General features: G+C 57.6%; 14 protein-coding genes. 8 read left to right on the top strand and 6 right to left on the bottom strand.

The annotated features are described in order from the left end of the window. Positions 1–125: 125 nt before the first annotated feature. Together RTX96_RS20840 and RTX96_RS04085 are read left to right on the top strand one after the other, a co-directional pair. A complete protein-coding gene (locus RTX96_RS20840; protein WP_103820275.1) occupies positions 126–314 on the top strand; it encodes a cold-shock protein in 189 nt (62 codons plus the stop codon). A 144-nt stretch (positions 315–458) separates the two neighbouring features. Next, positions 459–725, top strand: coding sequence for a DUF333 domain-containing protein (locus RTX96_RS04085; protein ID WP_103820135.1), 267 nt, complete (start codon positions 459–461; stop codon positions 723–725). Here the strand turns inward: RTX96_RS04085 and hslJ are convergent, their stop codons facing one another. Together hslJ and RTX96_RS04075 are read right to left on the bottom strand one after the other, a co-directional pair. Next, positions 726–1,148, bottom strand: coding sequence for a heat shock protein HslJ (hslJ, locus tag RTX96_RS04080; RefSeq protein ID WP_312670221.1), 423 nt, complete (start codon positions 1,146–1,148; stop codon positions 726–728). Between the two features lie 116 nt (positions 1,149–1,264). Beyond that, positions 1,265–2,254 (bottom strand): 2-hydroxyacid dehydrogenase, encoded by a 990-nt coding sequence (locus tag RTX96_RS04075; RefSeq protein ID WP_103820137.1) that lies wholly within the window; start codon positions 2,252–2,254, stop codon positions 1,265–1,267. Positions 2,255–2,377: 123 nt separating this feature from the next. Here RTX96_RS04075 and zinT point away from each other — a divergent pair, with 123 nt between their 5' ends. The 4 genes from zinT to RTX96_RS04055 all read left to right on the top strand — a co-directional run bounded on the left by zinT (position 2,378) and on the right by RTX96_RS04055 (position 6,764). Then, complete coding sequence (gene zinT / locus RTX96_RS04070) at positions 2,378–3,028, top strand: metal-binding protein ZinT (RefSeq protein WP_312670220.1); 651 nt, start codon at positions 2,378–2,380, stop codon at positions 3,026–3,028. A gap of 89 nt (positions 3,029–3,117) precedes the next feature. Further along, positions 3,118–5,751 (top strand): YdbH family protein, encoded by a 2,634-nt coding sequence (locus RTX96_RS04065; RefSeq protein ID WP_312670219.1) that lies wholly within the window; start codon positions 3,118–3,120, stop codon positions 5,749–5,751. Beyond that, positions 5,751–5,933, top strand: a complete 183-nt coding sequence (locus RTX96_RS04060) for a YnbE family lipoprotein (protein ID WP_312670218.1) — start codon at positions 5,751–5,753, stop codon at positions 5,931–5,933. Before RTX96_RS04065 ends, RTX96_RS04060 begins: the two co-directional genes overlap by 1 nt. Before the next feature lie 135 nt (positions 5,934–6,068). Then, positions 6,069–6,764, top strand: coding sequence for a hypothetical protein (locus RTX96_RS04055; RefSeq protein ID WP_312670217.1), 696 nt, complete (start codon positions 6,069–6,071; stop codon positions 6,762–6,764). 406 nt (positions 6,765–7,170) lie between these two features. Here the strand turns inward: RTX96_RS04055 and azoR are convergent, their stop codons facing one another. Further along, a complete protein-coding gene (gene azoR, locus RTX96_RS04050; protein WP_103820144.1) occupies positions 7,171–7,776 on the bottom strand; it encodes an FMN-dependent NADH-azoreductase in 606 nt (201 codons plus the stop codon). A gap of 202 nt (positions 7,777–7,978) precedes the next feature. Here azoR and hrpA point away from each other — a divergent pair, with 202 nt between their 5' ends. Beyond that, positions 7,979–11,881: an ATP-dependent RNA helicase HrpA gene (hrpA, locus tag RTX96_RS04045; RefSeq protein ID WP_312670216.1), complete on the top strand. Its 3,903-nt coding sequence runs from the start codon at positions 7,979–7,981 to the stop codon at positions 11,879–11,881. Between the two features lie 378 nt (positions 11,882–12,259). On the opposite strand, the gene RTX96_RS04040 is transcribed toward hrpA, so the two are convergent. The 3 genes from RTX96_RS04040 to RTX96_RS04030 are packed head-to-tail and all read right to left on the bottom strand — an operon-like array spanning position 12,260 to position 16,428. Then, on the bottom strand, positions 12,260–13,642 hold the full coding sequence (locus RTX96_RS04040; RefSeq protein WP_312670215.1) for an efflux transporter outer membrane subunit: 1,383 nt from the start codon (positions 13,640–13,642) through the stop codon (positions 12,260–12,262). Next, the gene (locus RTX96_RS04035) at positions 13,639–14,718 is read right to left on the bottom strand and encodes an HlyD family secretion protein (RefSeq protein ID WP_312670214.1); all 1,080 of its coding nucleotides are present in this window, start codon (positions 14,716–14,718) and stop codon (positions 13,639–13,641) included. Before RTX96_RS04035 ends, RTX96_RS04040 begins: the two co-directional genes overlap by 4 nt. A 45-nt stretch (positions 14,719–14,763) precedes the next feature. Then, a complete protein-coding gene (locus RTX96_RS04030; RefSeq protein ID WP_312670213.1) occupies positions 14,764–16,428 on the bottom strand; it encodes an MFS transporter in 1,665 nt (554 codons plus the stop codon). A 159-nt stretch (positions 16,429–16,587) separates the two neighbouring features. Here RTX96_RS04030 and RTX96_RS04025 point away from each other — a divergent pair, with 159 nt between their 5' ends. Beyond that, complete coding sequence (locus RTX96_RS04025) at positions 16,588–17,391, top strand: YdcF family protein (protein ID WP_312670212.1); 804 nt, start codon at positions 16,588–16,590, stop codon at positions 17,389–17,391. Positions 17,392–17,482: the final 91 nt, after the last annotated feature.

Raw genomic sequence — 17,482 nt, 5'->3', positions numbered from 1 at the left:
ATTTTCTCTGCAACTATTTTCTGCAAATGCAGCAACGACCGCTATACTTCTAATGGGAACAGCGGGTTAAGGCAGGCCTGAACGGCAGCCCTCGTTGAAAATAACTATGAAAAAAGGACACTATTATTACTAATCACATTCATTTCCGATGCCCACGCTGTCATGGCTCGCAGTACAGAACTTCACATTTTGACGTTAGCGAAGCGAATCCCTTCGGCGCAAAATGCATTTTTTGTAAGTCTTCCATGATTATGTTGAATAACCTCTCAGCACCCCTCTCCGCTGCGCACGTAGCGCTGGATCTACGCACCTAGCGTAAACGGGGCCGTCAGGCCTGTGGCATAGCGCAGAGTGACAAAAAACGCTATGCCGGACAGAAAACCCGCATCCTCCTCTCGACGTCAGGCGCTACGCTGCCTATTATGCATAGGTTTTGCTAACTCAGAGGGGGAGAAGAAATGCGTACAGCGTTATGGGTAGGGTGTGCTATCTGGTTACTTTCGGCATGTAGCAGCGAGCCGGTACAGCAGGCCACGGCGGCGCATGTCGCGCCAGGGCTGAAGGCGGCTATGTCAAGCACGGGTCAAGCCAACTGCGCCATGATTGGCGGTTCGCTGTCGATTGCCCGTCAGCTGGATGGCTCCGCCACGGGCATGTGCGCACTGCCTAACGGTAAACGCTGTAGCGAGCAATCTCTTGCCACCGGCACCTGCGGCAGCTACTGATTACTGCGCCGCGTCAGCCAGCTTATAGATTAGCGTTTGATCCGCCGTGGTCAGCGTCAGTTGGCTATCGGTAAGGTCTACCTGCGCGCCCTCTTTGAGCAGGGTGCCAATCACGGTATCCAGTTCGCTACGCTGCGGATCGGCACAGGCCATGCGGGTCATCACCAGCGCTTTTGCCGACAGCTCGCCGCTCGAGAGTTTCCCCTGGCCAGAGAAACGGTTGCACATGCTGCCGGAGATCGCCATTTTCTCGCCGAAGCTTAACTCGGGCGGATCCTCGCCGGGGGTAATCGCCTTGCCGTTAACGTTCTCCAGCACAAAGCGGTGTCCGACAAGCTGCTCGCTGGTCACGGAGACCTTTCCATCCCGCACGCAGCCCGCCAGCAGAACACACATCGCGGTTAAGGCAATAACTCTTTTCATAATGACTCCCTGAAGATCCTCCGTGGTAAGTTCTATTTTATCAGTACGGTGCGGGAAGTCTTGCGGGATAGTCTGAAACTCCCCCCGCAGGCGGAGGGAGACACGTTGAATAACGCTTAAACTAGCTCGTTAGGGCAGCGATCGTCATTTTCCAGCTGGCGCAGGTTCTCCAGCGTGGTCTGTGAGATGCTGATCAGCGCTTCAGCGGTTAAAAACGCCTGGTGCCCGGTAAACAGCACATTATGGCAGGCGGAGAGGCGGCGGAAGACATCATCCTGGATAACGTCGTTCGACTTATCTTCAAAGAAGAGATCGCGCTCGTTCTCGTACACGTCCATACCCAGCGCACCAATTTTCTGCGTCTTCAGCGCCTCAATGGCTGCCTGAGAGTCAATCAGCCCGCCGCGGCTGGTGTTGATGATCATCACGCCATCCTTCATCTGCGCGAAAGCGTCGCGGTTGAGAAGATGGTAATTGTCGGCGGTTAGCGGGCAGTGCAGGGTGATAACCTCGGCGTTGGCAAACAGCGTCGGCAGATCGACATACTCAACGCCCAGCTCCAGCGCGGCCGCGCTCGGGTAGGGATCGGACGCCAGCAGGCGCATACCAAAACCTTTTAAGATACGCAGGGCGGCAACGCCGATTTTTCCTGTGCCGATCACCCCGGCGGTTTTACCGTGCATGGTGAAGCCGGTCAGCCCCTCAAGGGAGAAGTTAGCGTCGCGGGTACGCTGGTAGGCGCGGTGAATACGACGGTTAAGGGTCATCATCATGCCGATGGCGTGCTCGGCTACCGCTTCCGGTGAGTAGGCCGGGACGCGAACCACGCGCAGCCCCAGCTCTTTTGCCGCCTCGAGGTCGACGTTGTTAAACCCGGCGCAGCGCAGGGCGATAAACTTAACCCCATGCTTTTTTAGCTCCTCCAGCACCGGACGGCTGCCGTCATCGTTAACAAAAATGCACACGCCGTCGCAGCCGTGGGCCGTCTTCGCCGTTTTTTCCGTCAACAGGAAGTCAAAGAATTCAAGGTCGTATTGATAGCTCTCGTTAACCTGCTGCAAGTACTTTTTATCGTACTGCTTGGTGCTGTATACCGCGAGTTTCATAAGCTTTTCTCCAGTGATTTAGGAGTAATTATAGCCAGTTACGTTAGGTCTTAACATAAGAATTGATGTAGGTTATGTTATAATATAACATAACCTCTCTTGACATGGACTGAGGGTAAAATTTTGGCTAACCATTTTGGAAAATTTGCAGTAGCTCTGGGAGCGTTATTGATGGGGGGAGATGCACTGGCGCATGGTCACCATGCACACGGTAAACCGCTGACGGCGCTGGAGCAAAAAGCGGCCGAAGGTGAGTTCGATGATAAAGACGTTAAAGCGCGCGATCTAAGCGACTGGGACGGCATGTGGCAATCTATCTATCCCTACCTGCTTAGCGGCGACCTCGATCCGGTTTTCAAAAAGAAGGCTGAGAAAGAGAAGGGTAAAACCGCCGAGGAGATCAAAGCGTACTACCGTAAGGGGTACATAACGAATGTCGATACGCTGGGTATTGAGAACGGCGTGATGGAGTTTCATACCGGAGACAAGGTGAGCAGCTGTAAGTATGAATCGGCGGGCTATAAGATCCTCACCTACGCCTCGGGTAAAAAAGGCGTGCGCTATCTGTTTGAGTGTAAAGATGCCAGCAGCAGCGCGCCGAAGTTCGTGCAGTTTAGCGATCACACTATTGCTCCGCGCAAGTCAGCGCACTTCCATATCTTTATGGGCAATACCTCTCAGGAGGCGCTGCTGAAGGAGATGGATAACTGGCCGACCTACTATCCGTATCAGCTCAGCAAGGAGCAGGTAGTCGACGAGATGCTCCATCACTAAAAGTAAGGGGCGGCAGTAGTATGTAATCAACAGCTTAACGTGGCACAATGGCGTCAGTATGGGTTACTTTTCGGGATGCTGACTTGCCCATGAGGGGTAAATACAAAGCCGCCATTGCGCTTCTCCTGCTGTTGATACTGTTGCCGCTGACGCTGCTGCTTACGCTTGCCCAGTGGCTGCCGGGACTTGCGGGCATCTGGCTGCCTGCAGGTACCCGTATCATGCTGGAGGCCAGCCCGCGCCTGACCCGACACGCCCTGCAAATCCCCGACCTGCGTTATCTGGTGGGCGATTGCCCGCTGGCCTGGATCCAAAACGCAGAGATCACCCATCCCAGCCGCTGGCAGCTGACAATTGACTCGCTCGATCTCAATCAAGCTTGCCTGGAAAAACTCCCCGACACCGAATCCTCTGCCGCCGCGCCGCGCACTCTGGCCGAGTGGCAGGCCATGTTGCCCTATGCATGGGTCACTGTTAATCGAGTGACAGTGTCACCTTTCCAGGCCTGGGAGGGGACCTTATCTCTCTCATTAACGCCAAAGGTGCAACAGCTGCGCTATCGCGGCGACCGGCTTACGCTTGCTGGAACGCTACGTGGGCAGGCGTTAACGGTTAACGAGCTGGCGCTCTCCCTGCTTGATGGGCAACCGCCGATCGCGCTGTCGGGAGAGTTCACGCTGCCGCGTCTGCCCGCCGGTGCGCCAGTGAACGGGCGGGCCACCGCGACGCTTAGCCTGCCGCAGGTACCGTCCGGGGTCGATGCCGAAGTAGAGTGGCGGGATAACGCGGGCCAGCTGATCGTTATGGCACGGGATAACCCGGATCCGCTTCTCGATCTGCCGTGGCAGGTGACCCGACAGCAGCTAACGATCAGCGATGGCCGCTGGCAGTGGCCGTATCAGGCGGGCGTGCCGCTGAGCGGTCGCATTGGAGTGCGGGTGAAAAACTGGCAGCAGGGGCTGGAAAAGAGTGAAATTAGCGGTCGGCTGAACGTGTTAACCCAGGGGCAGGCCGGCAAGGGCAACGCGGTGCTGAGCTTTGGACCTGGGCGCTTGAGCACTAAAGAGAGCGCGATGCCGCTCCAGCTCACCGGCGAGGCAAAGGAGGGGGATCTGATCTTCTACGCAGTGCTGCCTGCCCAGCTAACTGGGTCCCTGGCCGAACCGCAGCTGCGTTTTTCCCCCGGCGCGCTGCTGCGCTCCCGAGGGCGAGTCATTGATTCCCTGAATATCGATGAGATCCGCTGGCCGTTGGCGGGCGTCACGCTGACCCGGCAGGGCGTGGACGGGCGGCTACAGGCGATCCTGCGAGCCCACGAGGCGCAGCTGGGAGATTTTGTTCTGCATCTCGATGGCCGGGCGCAGGATTTTTTGCCGGATAACGGACTGTGGCGGTGGGCCTACTGGGGAGAGGGCAATTTTACGCCGATGCAGGCGCGCTGGGACGTCAGGGGCCGGGGCGAGTGGCGCAACAGCGATATCAACCTGACGGATCTCTCTACCGGTTTCGATAAGTTACAGTACGGCAGTTTGCAGGTACGCCAGCCCCGGCTGGTGCTTGACGCGCCGATTCGCTGGTCGCGGGATCCGCAGCATCCACACTTTAGCGGGGCGCTGTCGCTGGACGCGCAGGAGACCGCTATTAACGGTGGTGGCGGGCTGCCGCCCTCGACGCTTAAGTTCAGCGTTGAGGGTAGCGATCCGACGCTGTTTCAGTTTAAGGGCGATCTCCATGCGGCAGCGATCGGACCGGTACGGGTCAACGGGCGCTGGGACGGGGAGCGCCTGCGGGGCCTGGCCTGGTGGCCTCGCCAGCCGCTAAGCGTTTTTCAGCCACTGGTGCCGCCTGACTGGAAGATGGATCTGCGCGACGGCGAACTCTACGCCCAGGTTGCTTTCTCCGCCGCGGCGGATCAGGGATTTGAAGCGGGTGGACACGGGGTGATCCGTCAGGGCAGCGCCTGGTTGCCCGATAATAAGTTCAACGGCGTCGACTTTATCTTACCTTTCCGCTTTAGCGAGACAGGCTGGCAGTTTGGCACGCGCGGGCCTGTGTCGCTGCGCATTGCCAAGATCAGCAATCAGGTTACCGCCCGCAACTTCACCGCCAATCTGCAGGGCGCATATCCGTGGCGCGAGGATAATCCGCTGCTGCTTAGCGACGTCAGCGTCGATCTGCTGGGTGGCAAAGTGACCATGCAGCAGCTGCGAATGCCCCAGCACGATGCGGCCCTGCTACGCCTGCAAAATATCTCCTCAAGCGAATTGATCACTGCCCTGCATCCGAAGCAGATTGCGCTCTCGGGGCCGATCAACGGCGCGCTGCCGCTGTGGCTGGAGCATGAGAAGTGGCTGATTAAAGATGGCTGGCTTAACAGTCCCGCTGCGCTGACGCTGCGTCTTGATAACGACACTGCCGACGCGCTGGCGAAGAAGAATATCGCGGCGGGGGCGGCTATTAACTGGCTGCGCTATATGGAGATCTCGCGATCCTGGACCACGCTCAACCTGGATAACCAGGGGGAGCTGACGCTTCAGGCCACGCTGCACGGCACCAGCTACGTTGAGGGGAAGCGCAACACCGTGGATCTCAACTACCATCATGAAGAAAACGTATTCACCCTGTGGCGCAGCCTGCGCTATGGCGACAACGTAGAGACACGGCTTGAACAGCATGCGGCGCTGCCGGGCTGTTCGCCCGATCGGGGATGTAAGGAAAAATAATGAGAACCCTCAATGCCTCTGTAGGCCTGCTGCTTCTGCTGATGCTGAACGGCTGCACGCCGCGCATCGAGGTGGCGGCCCCAAAGGAGCCGATCACCATCAATATGAACGTAAAGATCGAGCATGATATCAACATCAAGGCGGACAAAGAGGTGGAGGCCTTGCTGAAAGATCAGAAGTAGGACGGTCGCATTACCAGCGTTAATGATTATCAGGAGAGAAAAATGACGATATCAGCACGCAATTATTCACCCGGAAAAGCGACCTCTCCCTGCATGAACGTATGGCTTAACCGGTCCTGTTGTAAGGAAGAAGATATGGCTTTAGAAGCCTTTGTTAGTAAGCGAAGCAAACACAATGCGGGTAAGCCACTCTACCCGCACAAACATAAAGATGGCATGTTTGTAGCCTCACACTCTCGCTTTGAGGCCGACTATATTCGAGTGGAGACATCAGAGCAACTTCAGGCTTTGGTTGATGCAGGATATGGAGCGCGTATGTCCAATCCAGCTTTAAATATTGCTCCTTCATTTGTTCTTAGTAAAAATATCAGAATTACAGATAGCTATACGCTATTAGACGAGTTGAAAAAAAGCTTTTCAGCTCTTGAGCTTGATCTCGATTCTACACGTAAACGCAGGGCGGAGCAGACTTTCCTTCGGTTGTATTTGCTTAAAAAACAAATGGTTGGTCAGTGTGTTATATGTGGCTCAACGTTGCCAGAAAAGCTGCTCGTAGCAGCTCACATAAAGAAAAGAGCTGAATGTTCTACTGAGGAAAAGCTAGATTTCGATGCTATTGCCGGCTTAATGTGTAAGTTGGGTTGTAATGATTTATTTGAGCAAGGATACATCTACGTAAGCGAAGGGAAAATTTTAAAAAATCCAAATGCAATAAGTACATTATATTTAGAAAAAGTATTATCAAGGTTAGAAGGTCTCAGCGTAGCCAATTGGGAGCAAAGTAAAATGTATTACGCCTGGCATAGAAAAAAATGGACTGAGAAAACATAATCTCTGGTAATATCTCATTAAGAAATAGAAAAAAGGTGCGTTAAGTTCAAACACGATCTGACTGTTGCGGGGATTGCTCCCCATCAGTGCCGTACCGCATAGCACCATGATTGCCACAAGGGCATATTTCGTCGGCATGTTATTGCCTCCATGCAAAGAAGGGGCTAACATCCAAATTGTTGGGTTTGGTCGTTAGCCTCAGGTTGATAGAAATATCGCCTGGGGCTTTCAACTTTTTGGACTCCCAACATGCCTGAAGCCGCAAAAAGCCTCAAGCACCCAACGGCATTCTAACGGCGGGTGGCGCAGTCGGTATAACAGCGTAAGGGATTTGCGGCGCGGCTCGGAATAAAGAGAGCAGGAAGGGCAGAGAACCCCCCTCTGCCGCAGCAGAAGGGGAAAATGCTTAGGCGGTAACGATACTGTCGATGGCCGCTTTCGCGTCGGCCTGGGCTTTGGTCGCCACTTCCGGGCCGTAGGCAATGCCTTCGGCGAACACGAAGTTCACGTCGGTGATACCGATGAAGCCGAGGAACAGCTTCAGGTACGGGGCGATCAGGTCGGATGGGGTATCCTTATGGATGCCGCCACGGCTGGAGAGCACAACCGCACGTTTGCCCGTCACCAGGCCTTCCGGACCGTTCTCGGTGTAGCGGAAGGTCACGCCCGCACGGGCAACCAGGTCAAAGTAGTTTTTCAGCTGGGTCGGGATGTTGAAGTTATACATCGGGGCCGCCAGCACAATCACATCATGGGCTTTCAGCTCGGCAATCAGCTCATCGGAGAGCGCCAGCGCTTCCTGCTGACGCGGGGTCAGCGGCGCATCGCTTGGGCGCAGCGCGCCAACCAGTTCACCGTCCAGGACCGGGATCGGGTTAGCCGCCAGATCGCGCACGGTGATCTCATCCGCGCCGTTCTTTTCACGCCACTGTTCAACCAGATAGTCAGCCAGTTGGCCAGATTGCGAGTACCCTGCCAGAATACTGGATTTAAGAACTAATACTTTGCTCATGGGTGTTTCCTTTGTTGTATTTGATGAGGTTCGCCCCCAAATAATTGCTTGTCACTTTATTCACAAATCAGCGGCTTGAATAGCGCAATATATCGAAGCCTACATTCGAATTTTTTGAATAAGTCAAAGCAAGAGCGGATGTGGTACTCTACACTCAACGTAAAAGCGAGATTCTTCCGGCAGCCTATTGCCCGATAACACTATGACAGAACAACAGAAATTGTCCTTCGCCGACCTCAATACTCACCTCGACAATCTTATGCTCCGCGACCGACAACGCTTTGCCCGTCGTCTGCACGGCGTGAAGAAGGTTAAAAATCCTGACGCTCAGCAGGCCATCCTGCAAGAGATGGCGCAGGAGATTGCCCAGGCTGTGACTATTGTTGAGCGGCGGGCGGCGGCACGCCCGGAAATTAGCTATCCGGATAATCTTCCGGTTAGTCAGAAGAAGCAGGATATTCTGGAAGCAATCCGCGACAACCAGGTGACGATTGTCGCCGGTGAGACCGGTTCGGGTAAAACCACCCAGCTACCAAAAATCTGTATGGAGCTGGGGCGCGGCGTTAAGGGCCTGATTGGCCATACCCAGCCGCGACGTCTGGCGGCGCGAACGGTGGCGAATCGTATTGCCGAGGAGCTGAAAAGCGAGCCAGGCGGCGCTATCGGTTATAAGGTGCGCTTCAGCGATCATGTCAGCGAGAACACGATGGTCAAGCTGATGACCGATGGTATTCTGCTGGCCGAGATCCAGCAGGACCGCCTGCTGATGCAGTACGACACTATCATCATCGATGAGGCACACGAGCGCAGCCTCAACATCGATTTTCTGCTGGGTTACTTTAAAGAGCTGCTGCCGAAGCGACCGGATCTGAAGATCATCATCACCTCGGCAACCATCGATCCGGAGCGTTTCTCGCGCCACTTTAACAACGCGCCGATTATTGAAGTCTCGGGCCGCACCTACCCGGTGGAGGTGCGCTATCGCCCCATCGTCGAGGAGGCGGATGATACCGAGCGCGATCAGCTGCAGGCTATTTTTGACGCCGTAGACGAGCTGGGACGTGAAAGCCCTGGTGATATCCTGATCTTTATGAGCGGCGAGCGTGAAATTCGTGACACCGCCGACGCGCTTAACAAGCTTAACCTGCGCCATACCGAGGTGCTGCCGCTCTATGCGCGTCTGTCGAACAGCGAGCAGAACCGCGTCTTCCAGCCCCACGGCGGACGGCGCATTGTGCTGGCCACCAACGTGGCGGAAACCTCGCTCACCGTGCCGGGCATCAAGTATGTAATCGATCCAGGCACGGCACGTATTAGTCGCTACAGCTACCGCACGAAGGTACAGCGTCTGCCGATTGAGCCGGTCTCACAGGCGTCGGCCAACCAGCGTAAAGGCCGCTGCGGACGCGTATCAGAGGGGATCTGTATTCGTCTCTACTCCGAGGGCGATTTCCTCTCGCGTCCGGAGTTCACCGATCCGGAGATCCTGCGCACTAACCTCGCGTCGGTCATTTTGCAGATGACCGCCCTCGGGCTGGGCGACATCGCGGCATTCCCGTTTGTGGAGGCGCCGGACCGGCGTAACATCCAGGACGGCGTGCGCCTGCTGGAAGAGCTGGGAGCCATCACCACCGATGAGAACCAGACCGCCTACAGGCTTACCGCCCAGGGGCGCCAGCTGTCGCAGCTGCCGGTGGATCCGCGTCTTGCCCGTATGGTGCTTGAGGCGCAGAAGCTGGGCTGCGTGCGCGAAGCGATGATCATCACCTCCGCGCTCTCTATTCAGGATCCGCGCGAGCGGCCGATGGACAAGCAGCAGGCGTCCGATGAGAAACATCGCCGCTTCCACGACAAAGAGTCTGACTTCCTCGCCTTTGTTAACCTGTGGAACTACCTTGGCGAGCAGCAGAAAGCGCTGTCATCGAACCAGTTCCGCCGTCTCTGCCGTACCGACTACCTCAACTATCTGCGGGTACGCGAGTGGCAGGATATCTACACCCAGCTGCGCCAGGTGGTGAAAGAGCTGGGTATTGCGGTCAACAGCGAGCCGGCAGAGTACCGCGAGATCCATATCGCGCTGCTTACTGGCCTGCTGTCGCATATCGGTATGAAGGATGCCGACAAGCAGGAGTTTACCGGCGCGCGCAACGCCCGTTTCTCCATCTTCCCCGGCTCTGGCCTGTTTAAAAAGCCGCCAAAATGGACGATGGTTGCCGAGCTGGTAGAGACCAGTCGACTGTGGGGACGCATCGCCGCGCGTATCGATCCCGAGTGGGTCGAGCCGGTGGCCCAGCATCTGCTCAAGCGCTCGTACAGCGAGCCGCACTGGGAGCGCGCCCAGGGGGCGGTGATGGCGACGGAGAAGGTCACCGTTTACGGCCTGCCGGTGGTGGCCGCGCGTAAGGTTAACTATAGCCAGATCGATCCGGCGCTCAGCCGCGAGCTGTTTATCCGCCATGCGTTGGTGGAGGGGGACTGGCAGACCCGGCACGCCTTTTTCCGCGAGAACCTGAAGCTGCGCACCGAGATCGAGGAGCTGGAGCATAAGTCGCGCCGCCGCGACATTCTGGTGGATGACGATACGCTGTTTGAGTTTTACGATCAGCGCATCAGCGTCGATGCCATCTCCGCCCGTCATTTTGACAGCTGGTGGAAGAAGGCCAGCCGCGAGACGCCGGATCTGCTCAACTTTGAAAAGAGCATGCTGATTAAAGAGGGCGCGGAGCAGGTCAGCAAGCTGGATTACCCCAACTTCTGGCATCAGGGCAACCTGAAGCTACGTCTGAGCTACCAGTTTGAACCGGGTGCGGACGCCGACGGCGTAACGGTGCACATTCCGCTGCCGCTGCTGAATCAGGTGGAGGAGAGCGGGTTTGAGTGGCAGATCCCTGGCCTGCGCCGGGAGCTGATTATCGCCCTGATCAAGTCGCTGCCGAAACCGATCCGCCGTAACTTTGTCCCCGCGCCCAACTATGCCGAGGCGTTTCTGGGCCGCGTCACACCGCTTGAGCTGCCGCTTCTGGATGCCCTGGAGCGCGAACTGCGTCGCATGACCGGCGTCACCGTCGATCGCGAGGCGTGGCAGTGGGAGCAGGTGCCCGATCACCTGAAGATCAGCTTCCGGGTGGTGGATGACAAAAACCGCAAGCTGCAAGAGGGGCGTGACCTGACGGCGCTGAAGGAGAGCCTGAAGGGCAAAGTGCAGGAGACGCTCTCGGCGGTGGCCGATGACGGCATCGAGCAGAGCGGGCTGCATATCTGGAGCTTCGGCACCCTCGCCCAGAGCTATGAGCAGAAGCGCGGCAACTATAAGGTGAAGGCCTGGCCAGCGCTGGTGGACGAGCGCGACAGCGTGGCGATCAAGCTGTTTGATAACCCGCTGGAGCAGGAGCAGGCCATGTGGCGCGGCCTGCGCCGTCTGCTGCTGCTGAACATCCCGTCGCCGATTAAGTATCTGCACGAGAAGCTACCCAACAAAGCCAAGCTGGGGCTCTACTTTAACCCCTATGGCAAGGTGCTGGATCTGATCGACGACTGTATCGCCTGCGGCGTGGATAAGCTGATCCACGAGGCGGGTGGTCCGGTGTGGACGGAGGAGGGTTTCGCCGCTCTGCACGAGAAGGTGCGCGCCGAGCTTAACGAGACGGTGGTGGAGATTGCTAAACAGGTAGAGCAGATCCTGACCGCAGTGTTCAATATCAACAAGCGTCTGAAGGGGCGCGTGGATATGACTATGGCGCTGGGGCTGTCGGATGTGAAAGCGCAGATGTCAGGCCTGGTCTATCGCGGCTTTGTCACCGGCAACGGTTTTACCCGCCTGGGCGATACCCTGCGTTATCTGCAGGCCATCGAAAAACGGCTGGAAAAGCTGGCAGTGGATCCGCATCGCGACCGTGCTCAGATGCTGAAGGTGGAGCAGGTTCAGCAGGCGTGGCAGCAGTGGTTGAACAAGCTGCCGCCCGCCCGCCGCAACGATGAGGACGTGCAGGCGATCCGCTGGATGATCGAGGAGCTGCGGGTGAGCTTCTTTGCCCAGCAGCTGGGGACGCCGTACCCGATATCGGACAAGCGTATCCTACAGGCGATGGAGCAGATCACTGGCTAACAGTGTGCCCGGTGGCGCTGCGCTTACCGGGCCTACAGGAGCCTGCATACCGGGTAGGCCCGGCAAGCCTGCCGCCGCCGGGCGTTGACCCGGTTTCGAGTGGTCGCGATGGAGCAGATCGCCGGCTAACAGTGTGCCCGGTGGCGCTGCGCTTACCGGGCCTACAGGAGCCTGCATACCGGATAGGCCCGGCAAGCCTGCGCCGCCGGGCGTTGACCCGGTTTCGAGTGGTCGCTATGGAGCAGGTCGCCGGCTAACAGTGTGCCCGGTGGCGCTGCGCTTACCGGGCCTACGAAAGCCTGCATACCCTGTAGGCCCGGCAAGGCTTGCCGCCGCCGGGCATTAACCCTGTTACCGGTGCGGCGATAGAGCAGAGGTTCAGAGTTGTCCCGACCATCCGCCGCCCAGTGCCCGATAAAGGTCGATCTGCGCCAGCAGCACGCTGTTCTTCACCTGCACCACGTTGAGCTGGGCCGAGAAGAGGGTGCGCTGGGCGTCTAACACGTCCAGATAGGAGGAGTAGCCGTTCTGGTAACGATTCTGCGCAATGCGCAGCGTCTCGTCTGCCACTTCTACCTGCGCCTGAAGCTCGGTCAGCTGCTCCTGCAGGCGCGCAATGGCGTCCAGGCTATCGTTTACCTCTTTGAAGGCGTTGCGCACCGTACGCTCATAGCTATAAAGCGCCTGATTGCGCTGGGACTGGGAGACATCCACCTGGGCATTCAGCGCCTGACGGTTAAGCAGCGGGGCAAGAATGCTGCCGCCGATGCTCCACAGCCGCAGCGGATTATCTAATAAACCTGCCAGCGTATCGTCCTGTACCGAACCGCCCGCCGTCAGATTCAGCGACGGTAGCAGCTGCGCCTGCGAAACGGCGAGGCTGGCGTCTGCCGCGATTAGCTCCCGCTGCGCCTGGACGATATCCGGGCGGCGATTAAGCAGCGAGGAGGGGAGCTGGCCGGGAATGCGCAGCGGAGTCAGTTTATCAAACTCGTCGCTGCGCCGGATGCCGCCGGGATTATCGCCAATCAGCACACTCAGGGCGTTCTCCTGCTCGGTAATCTGATGCTGGATCTGCGGGATCTGCGCCCGGGTAGCGCGCAGCTCAGAGTCCGACTGCATTAGCTCCAGCCGTGAACTGTAGCCCGCCTCGTACTGGCGCTGAGCGAGGGTAAACGCCTCTTCACGTGCCTTCAGCGTCGACTGGGTAACACGCAGCTGTTCATCGAGCGAAAGCAGCGTGACGTAGCCCGTCGCCACTGACGAGGCTACGGTCAGGTTTGCTGCCGCAGCGGCGGCCTGCTGCGCCTCAAGCGAGGCCTGCGCAGCTCTGGCCGTGCTGCGGTTGGCCCCCCATAGATCCACATCATAACTGGCAGAGAGGTTACCCCGATAGAGCGTGCTATACACCGGCAGGCCGGTGGCCGCAGATTGCGCCCGTGCTCGCGTACCGCTGAGGCCGGCGTCCAGGGTCGGGAAGAGACTACCCTCGGCGGCGTATACTCGCGCCTGGTACTCGTTTACCCGCTCGCGGGCGATCAAGATATCGCTGTTATAACGCAGCGCCTGATCCACGTACTGGTTAAGCTGGCTATCGTGGAAGCTGCGCCACCAGACCGCCTCGGCCTGACTGGCTGGTCCCACGCTGCTGCGCCATTGCGCAGGGATCTTCAGGCTGGGTTTGGCGGGCTCTACATCAACCGACTGGCAGGCCGCTAAGGTAACGCATAACGCTAAAAGAGCGGGACGAAACGGCCTCATTTCGCCTCCCGGGTATCAATATGCACCTGCACCGACATGCCGGGACGCAGACGCTGGATCTGCTCCGCGTTTCCTTCTACCGCAATACGGACCGGAATACGCTGGGCAATCTTCACAAAGTTGCCGGTGGCGTTATCCGGCGAAATAGCGCTGAACTCGACCCCGGTGGCGGGCGAGATAGATTCCACATGGCCTGAGAAGGCCTGGTTATTCAGCGCATCTACGGTAAAGCGCACGGGCAGGCCGGTATGCACGTTGGCGAGCTGCGTCTCTTTCAGGTTAGCGATAACCCAGCGTTGAGAGGGCACCAGCGAGGTGAGGTGCGTGCCTGCCGTTACGTAGGCACCAAGACGCACCGCCATCTGCCCAAGCTGTCCGTCGCGCGGGGCGACGATACGGGTGTTTTGCAGATCGATCTGCGCCAGCTCCAGCGCCGCCTGCGCATTCTCCACGTCGGCCTGCAGCGCCGCGCGGTTGACGATAACCGTTTGCAGATCCTGGCGTGACGTCTCAAGCGTGGCCCGGGCCTGCGCGATATCGGCGCTGCCCTGCGCCGCGCTCGCCAGCGCCGCATCGCGTTCACGAATCGACAGGGAACCATCTGCCGTGAGATTTTTCACCCGGCGTAAATCCGCCTGCGACTTCTGGTTTTGTGCCTGGGCATTTTGCATCGCCGCCTCGTTACGCGTGATCACTGCTTCGGCGCTTTTGCGCTGCTGCAGGTTATTATTCAGTGCCGCCACCTTCATCGCCAGCTGGGCTTCGGCCTGATGCACACGCTGGTTGTAGATGCGATCGTCAATCTGCACCAGCAGATCGCCGCGCTTTACCACGGCAAAGTCCTGGACCTTCACCTCGGTGATATAGCCGTTAACCTGCGGGCTAATAAAGGTCGTCTGGCCGCGCACGTAGGCGTTATCGGTAAACTGAGTATGACGAGTAAAGGGCGGTAGCTGCCAGGCGTAGAGGATCACCAGTACGCCCACGATGCCAATCGCGGCGGCGGCAAAAATTGAAACCACCCGCAGGTTGCTGCGGGTATGTGCCTGCTCTTTAGCGGCATCCTGCTGACTCATAACCACTCCTGTTGTAACACTGCTCTCATTAATGCGCTTCCAATTCTATTTCGGGGGGTTCACTGCTTTTTTTAGGGCCAAACGGGCGGTAATACGCAGCCGCAGCAGTCGCCATAGGATCCACAGCAGCGTGGCGGCGGCAACGGTCGCGGTCAGCATGTAAGTATCGTTATAAGCGAGGATATTTGCTTCGATAGAACTGACGTTTTGTAGCTGGGCGGTAGCCTGGGCGCTAAGCAGCGTGCTGTCACCAATTATATTTTGGTACAGCCGGGTGTAGAGCTGAAGGCGCTCGGTCACCAGCGGATCCAGGGTAGTAAGCTGATCCGCCAGCAGGCTGGAGTGATACTTTTCCCGCCAGACCTGAAAAGTGCCCAGCACCGCCGAACCAAGCAGGCCGCCGAGGTTCTGGCTCATACCAAACAGTACCGAGAAGCTCACCAGATTGCGCGGCTCGGTCACCACGCTGCCGATGCCCGCCAGCATTGCCGGAGCAAGGAAGAAGGCGCTGCCAAAGCCGAGCAGGAACTGGCTTACCATAAACTGATCGGGACGGGTAAGGCTCGTTGACTGGCTGTCGAGCAGGGAGGCAACGATCATCACCGCCAGCGAGGTCACGATCGGCCAGGCCAGGCGCTGCGGCTTAATAGTCAGGCAGCTGGCGACAATGCCGCAGACGATGCCAGCAAAAATGGCCCAGGCCAGGTTCGTCATCTGTTCATTTTGCAGACCGATATATTGCAGCCAGCCGATGGCACCGCTGTTCTGCTCTGCCAGCACGATGCGGATCAGGATCATGATCAGCCCCAGACGCACGATACTGCCGCTGGAGAGCCAGCGGGTATTGAGCAGTGGGTTGCTGCGATTGTGCTCAAAGACAATGGCGCTAACGATAAGCACCAGCGCCCCCGCCAGCGCCCAGCCGAGCCACGGTGTTTCGAACCACCACTCCAGCCGCCCCAGTGACAGTACGGCACAGAGCAGGGCCATGCCCGGAGCAAAAAGAATAAAAGTGATGAAATCCTTCTTCTCAAACACTTTTTTGCGATCGCCCGGCGGGAGCTTAAGCATCACTACACAGGCAAGAGAGACCAGCGCCAGCCCGAGCTCAAACAGATACAGCCCGCGCCACTCATCGGTTTGCAGCAGCTCGGTAGAGAAGAGCCTTGCCATTGGGATAGCCAGCGACGAGCCGGTAATGCCGATGGTTAACGCCTTGAGGCGGTGGCGGGCGGGCCAGGCCTGTATCTGATAGTAGATCCCCAGCGAGCTTAGGGCCGCCGCGACCATGCCGTGCGCTGCCCGCACCATTATCGCCGAACTGAGATCGTTGACGAAGAGGTGAAAAAAGGTCACCAGCACATAGAGCACCAGAAACCCTTCGGTAAAGGCGCGCAGGCCATACTGCTGGCGGAACTTTACCAGCAGGAGGTTGATCGAGACGTTGGTCATGACGTAGACCGCCGGTAGCCAGGCGATCTCTGTTGACCATGCGGCAAAGGTGCCCTGCAAATTTTGCAGATTAGCAGAGACCATCGCATTGCCCAGCGCGCCGGTCAGGCATACCAGCAGGCCCACGATGCCGTAGGCTATACGTTTAGAAACCGGGTGAAGCGGCGTTGAGGGGGACCCCAGCAGCATCGGTTTTTCATGCGGAGCCCATTCACGCGGAGCATAGGGATCGCTTTTCGTTGGCCGTTGGTCATCCATAGATAGTTAACATCAAGCGTTCTGCATTAGTAAATGTACTCGTGATATTGAATATTTAGCAGAATAATCAATAAAACGAAATCAGCGATTAGGAGAGATCGCCTTTTCTTTACCCTGGGCTTTGTTACCCTGTAACGATATATCCTACAGGAGGTGACAATGTTTATGACCCGCTTTCCAACGCTGCCAGAAAACACGCTGGCGGCAGTTAACGTGCTGGGACACTGGCTAGCGCAGAATGAGTTTGAAGGTAAGCCGCTGCCCGCTCAGGCCGACTGTATCGTTTTGGCAGGCAACGCCGTGATCCCAACGATTGATGCTGCCTGCGAGTTGGCGGCGTCATACAAGATACCGCTGGCGATCAGCGGCGGCATCGGCCACTCCACGCCTTTCCTCTATGCAGCTATCGCCCGTCATCCACGCTATAACAAGGTGCGCACCACCGGACGTACCGAGGCGGCAATTATTGGCGATATTGCCCGCCAGTTCTGGAAAATTCCCGCAGAGAAACTGATTCTGGAGGAGCGGTCAACCAACTGCGGCGAAAATGCGCGCTTCTCCTGGGCGCTGATCCGCGAGCGTAGCCTGGATGTTAAAACGCTGGTGGTTGTGCAGGATCCCACCATGCAGCGCCGGACGATGGCCACCTTTGCCCGCGTGCTGGCAGATACTCACGATGATGTGTGCTGCGTCAGCTATCCGGGTTTTACGCCGAGACTCGTCAACGACAGCAATACATTGACCTTCCTGCCGAAAAAAGAGGGACTCTGGCCGGTTGAACGTTACCTTTCGCTGATCCCCGGTGAGCTGGTAAGGCTGCGGGATGATAGCGAGGGCTATGGCCCAAACGGGCGCGGTTTTATCGTTCATGTCGATATGCCTGATGAGATTGCTCGCGCATGGCAGGTTATGCAGGCCGATGAGACGCTGATCCCAACCCTACGCGCGCGCGCCCTAATATAAATGGCTGATGTACTGTGCTGTTTATTATGAGTTCACTCACAAATTCCGTCTGTTGCTCTGGGAATTATCCGACACCCCTGTAAATCTTTAA

The organism is Pseudescherichia sp. (assembly GCF_032052675.1).
Lineage (GTDB): Bacteria > Pseudomonadota > Gammaproteobacteria > Enterobacterales > Enterobacteriaceae > Pseudescherichia.
Note: the sequence above shows the minus strand (reverse complement) of the source record. Positions and strands in the feature narration are given on the sequence as shown.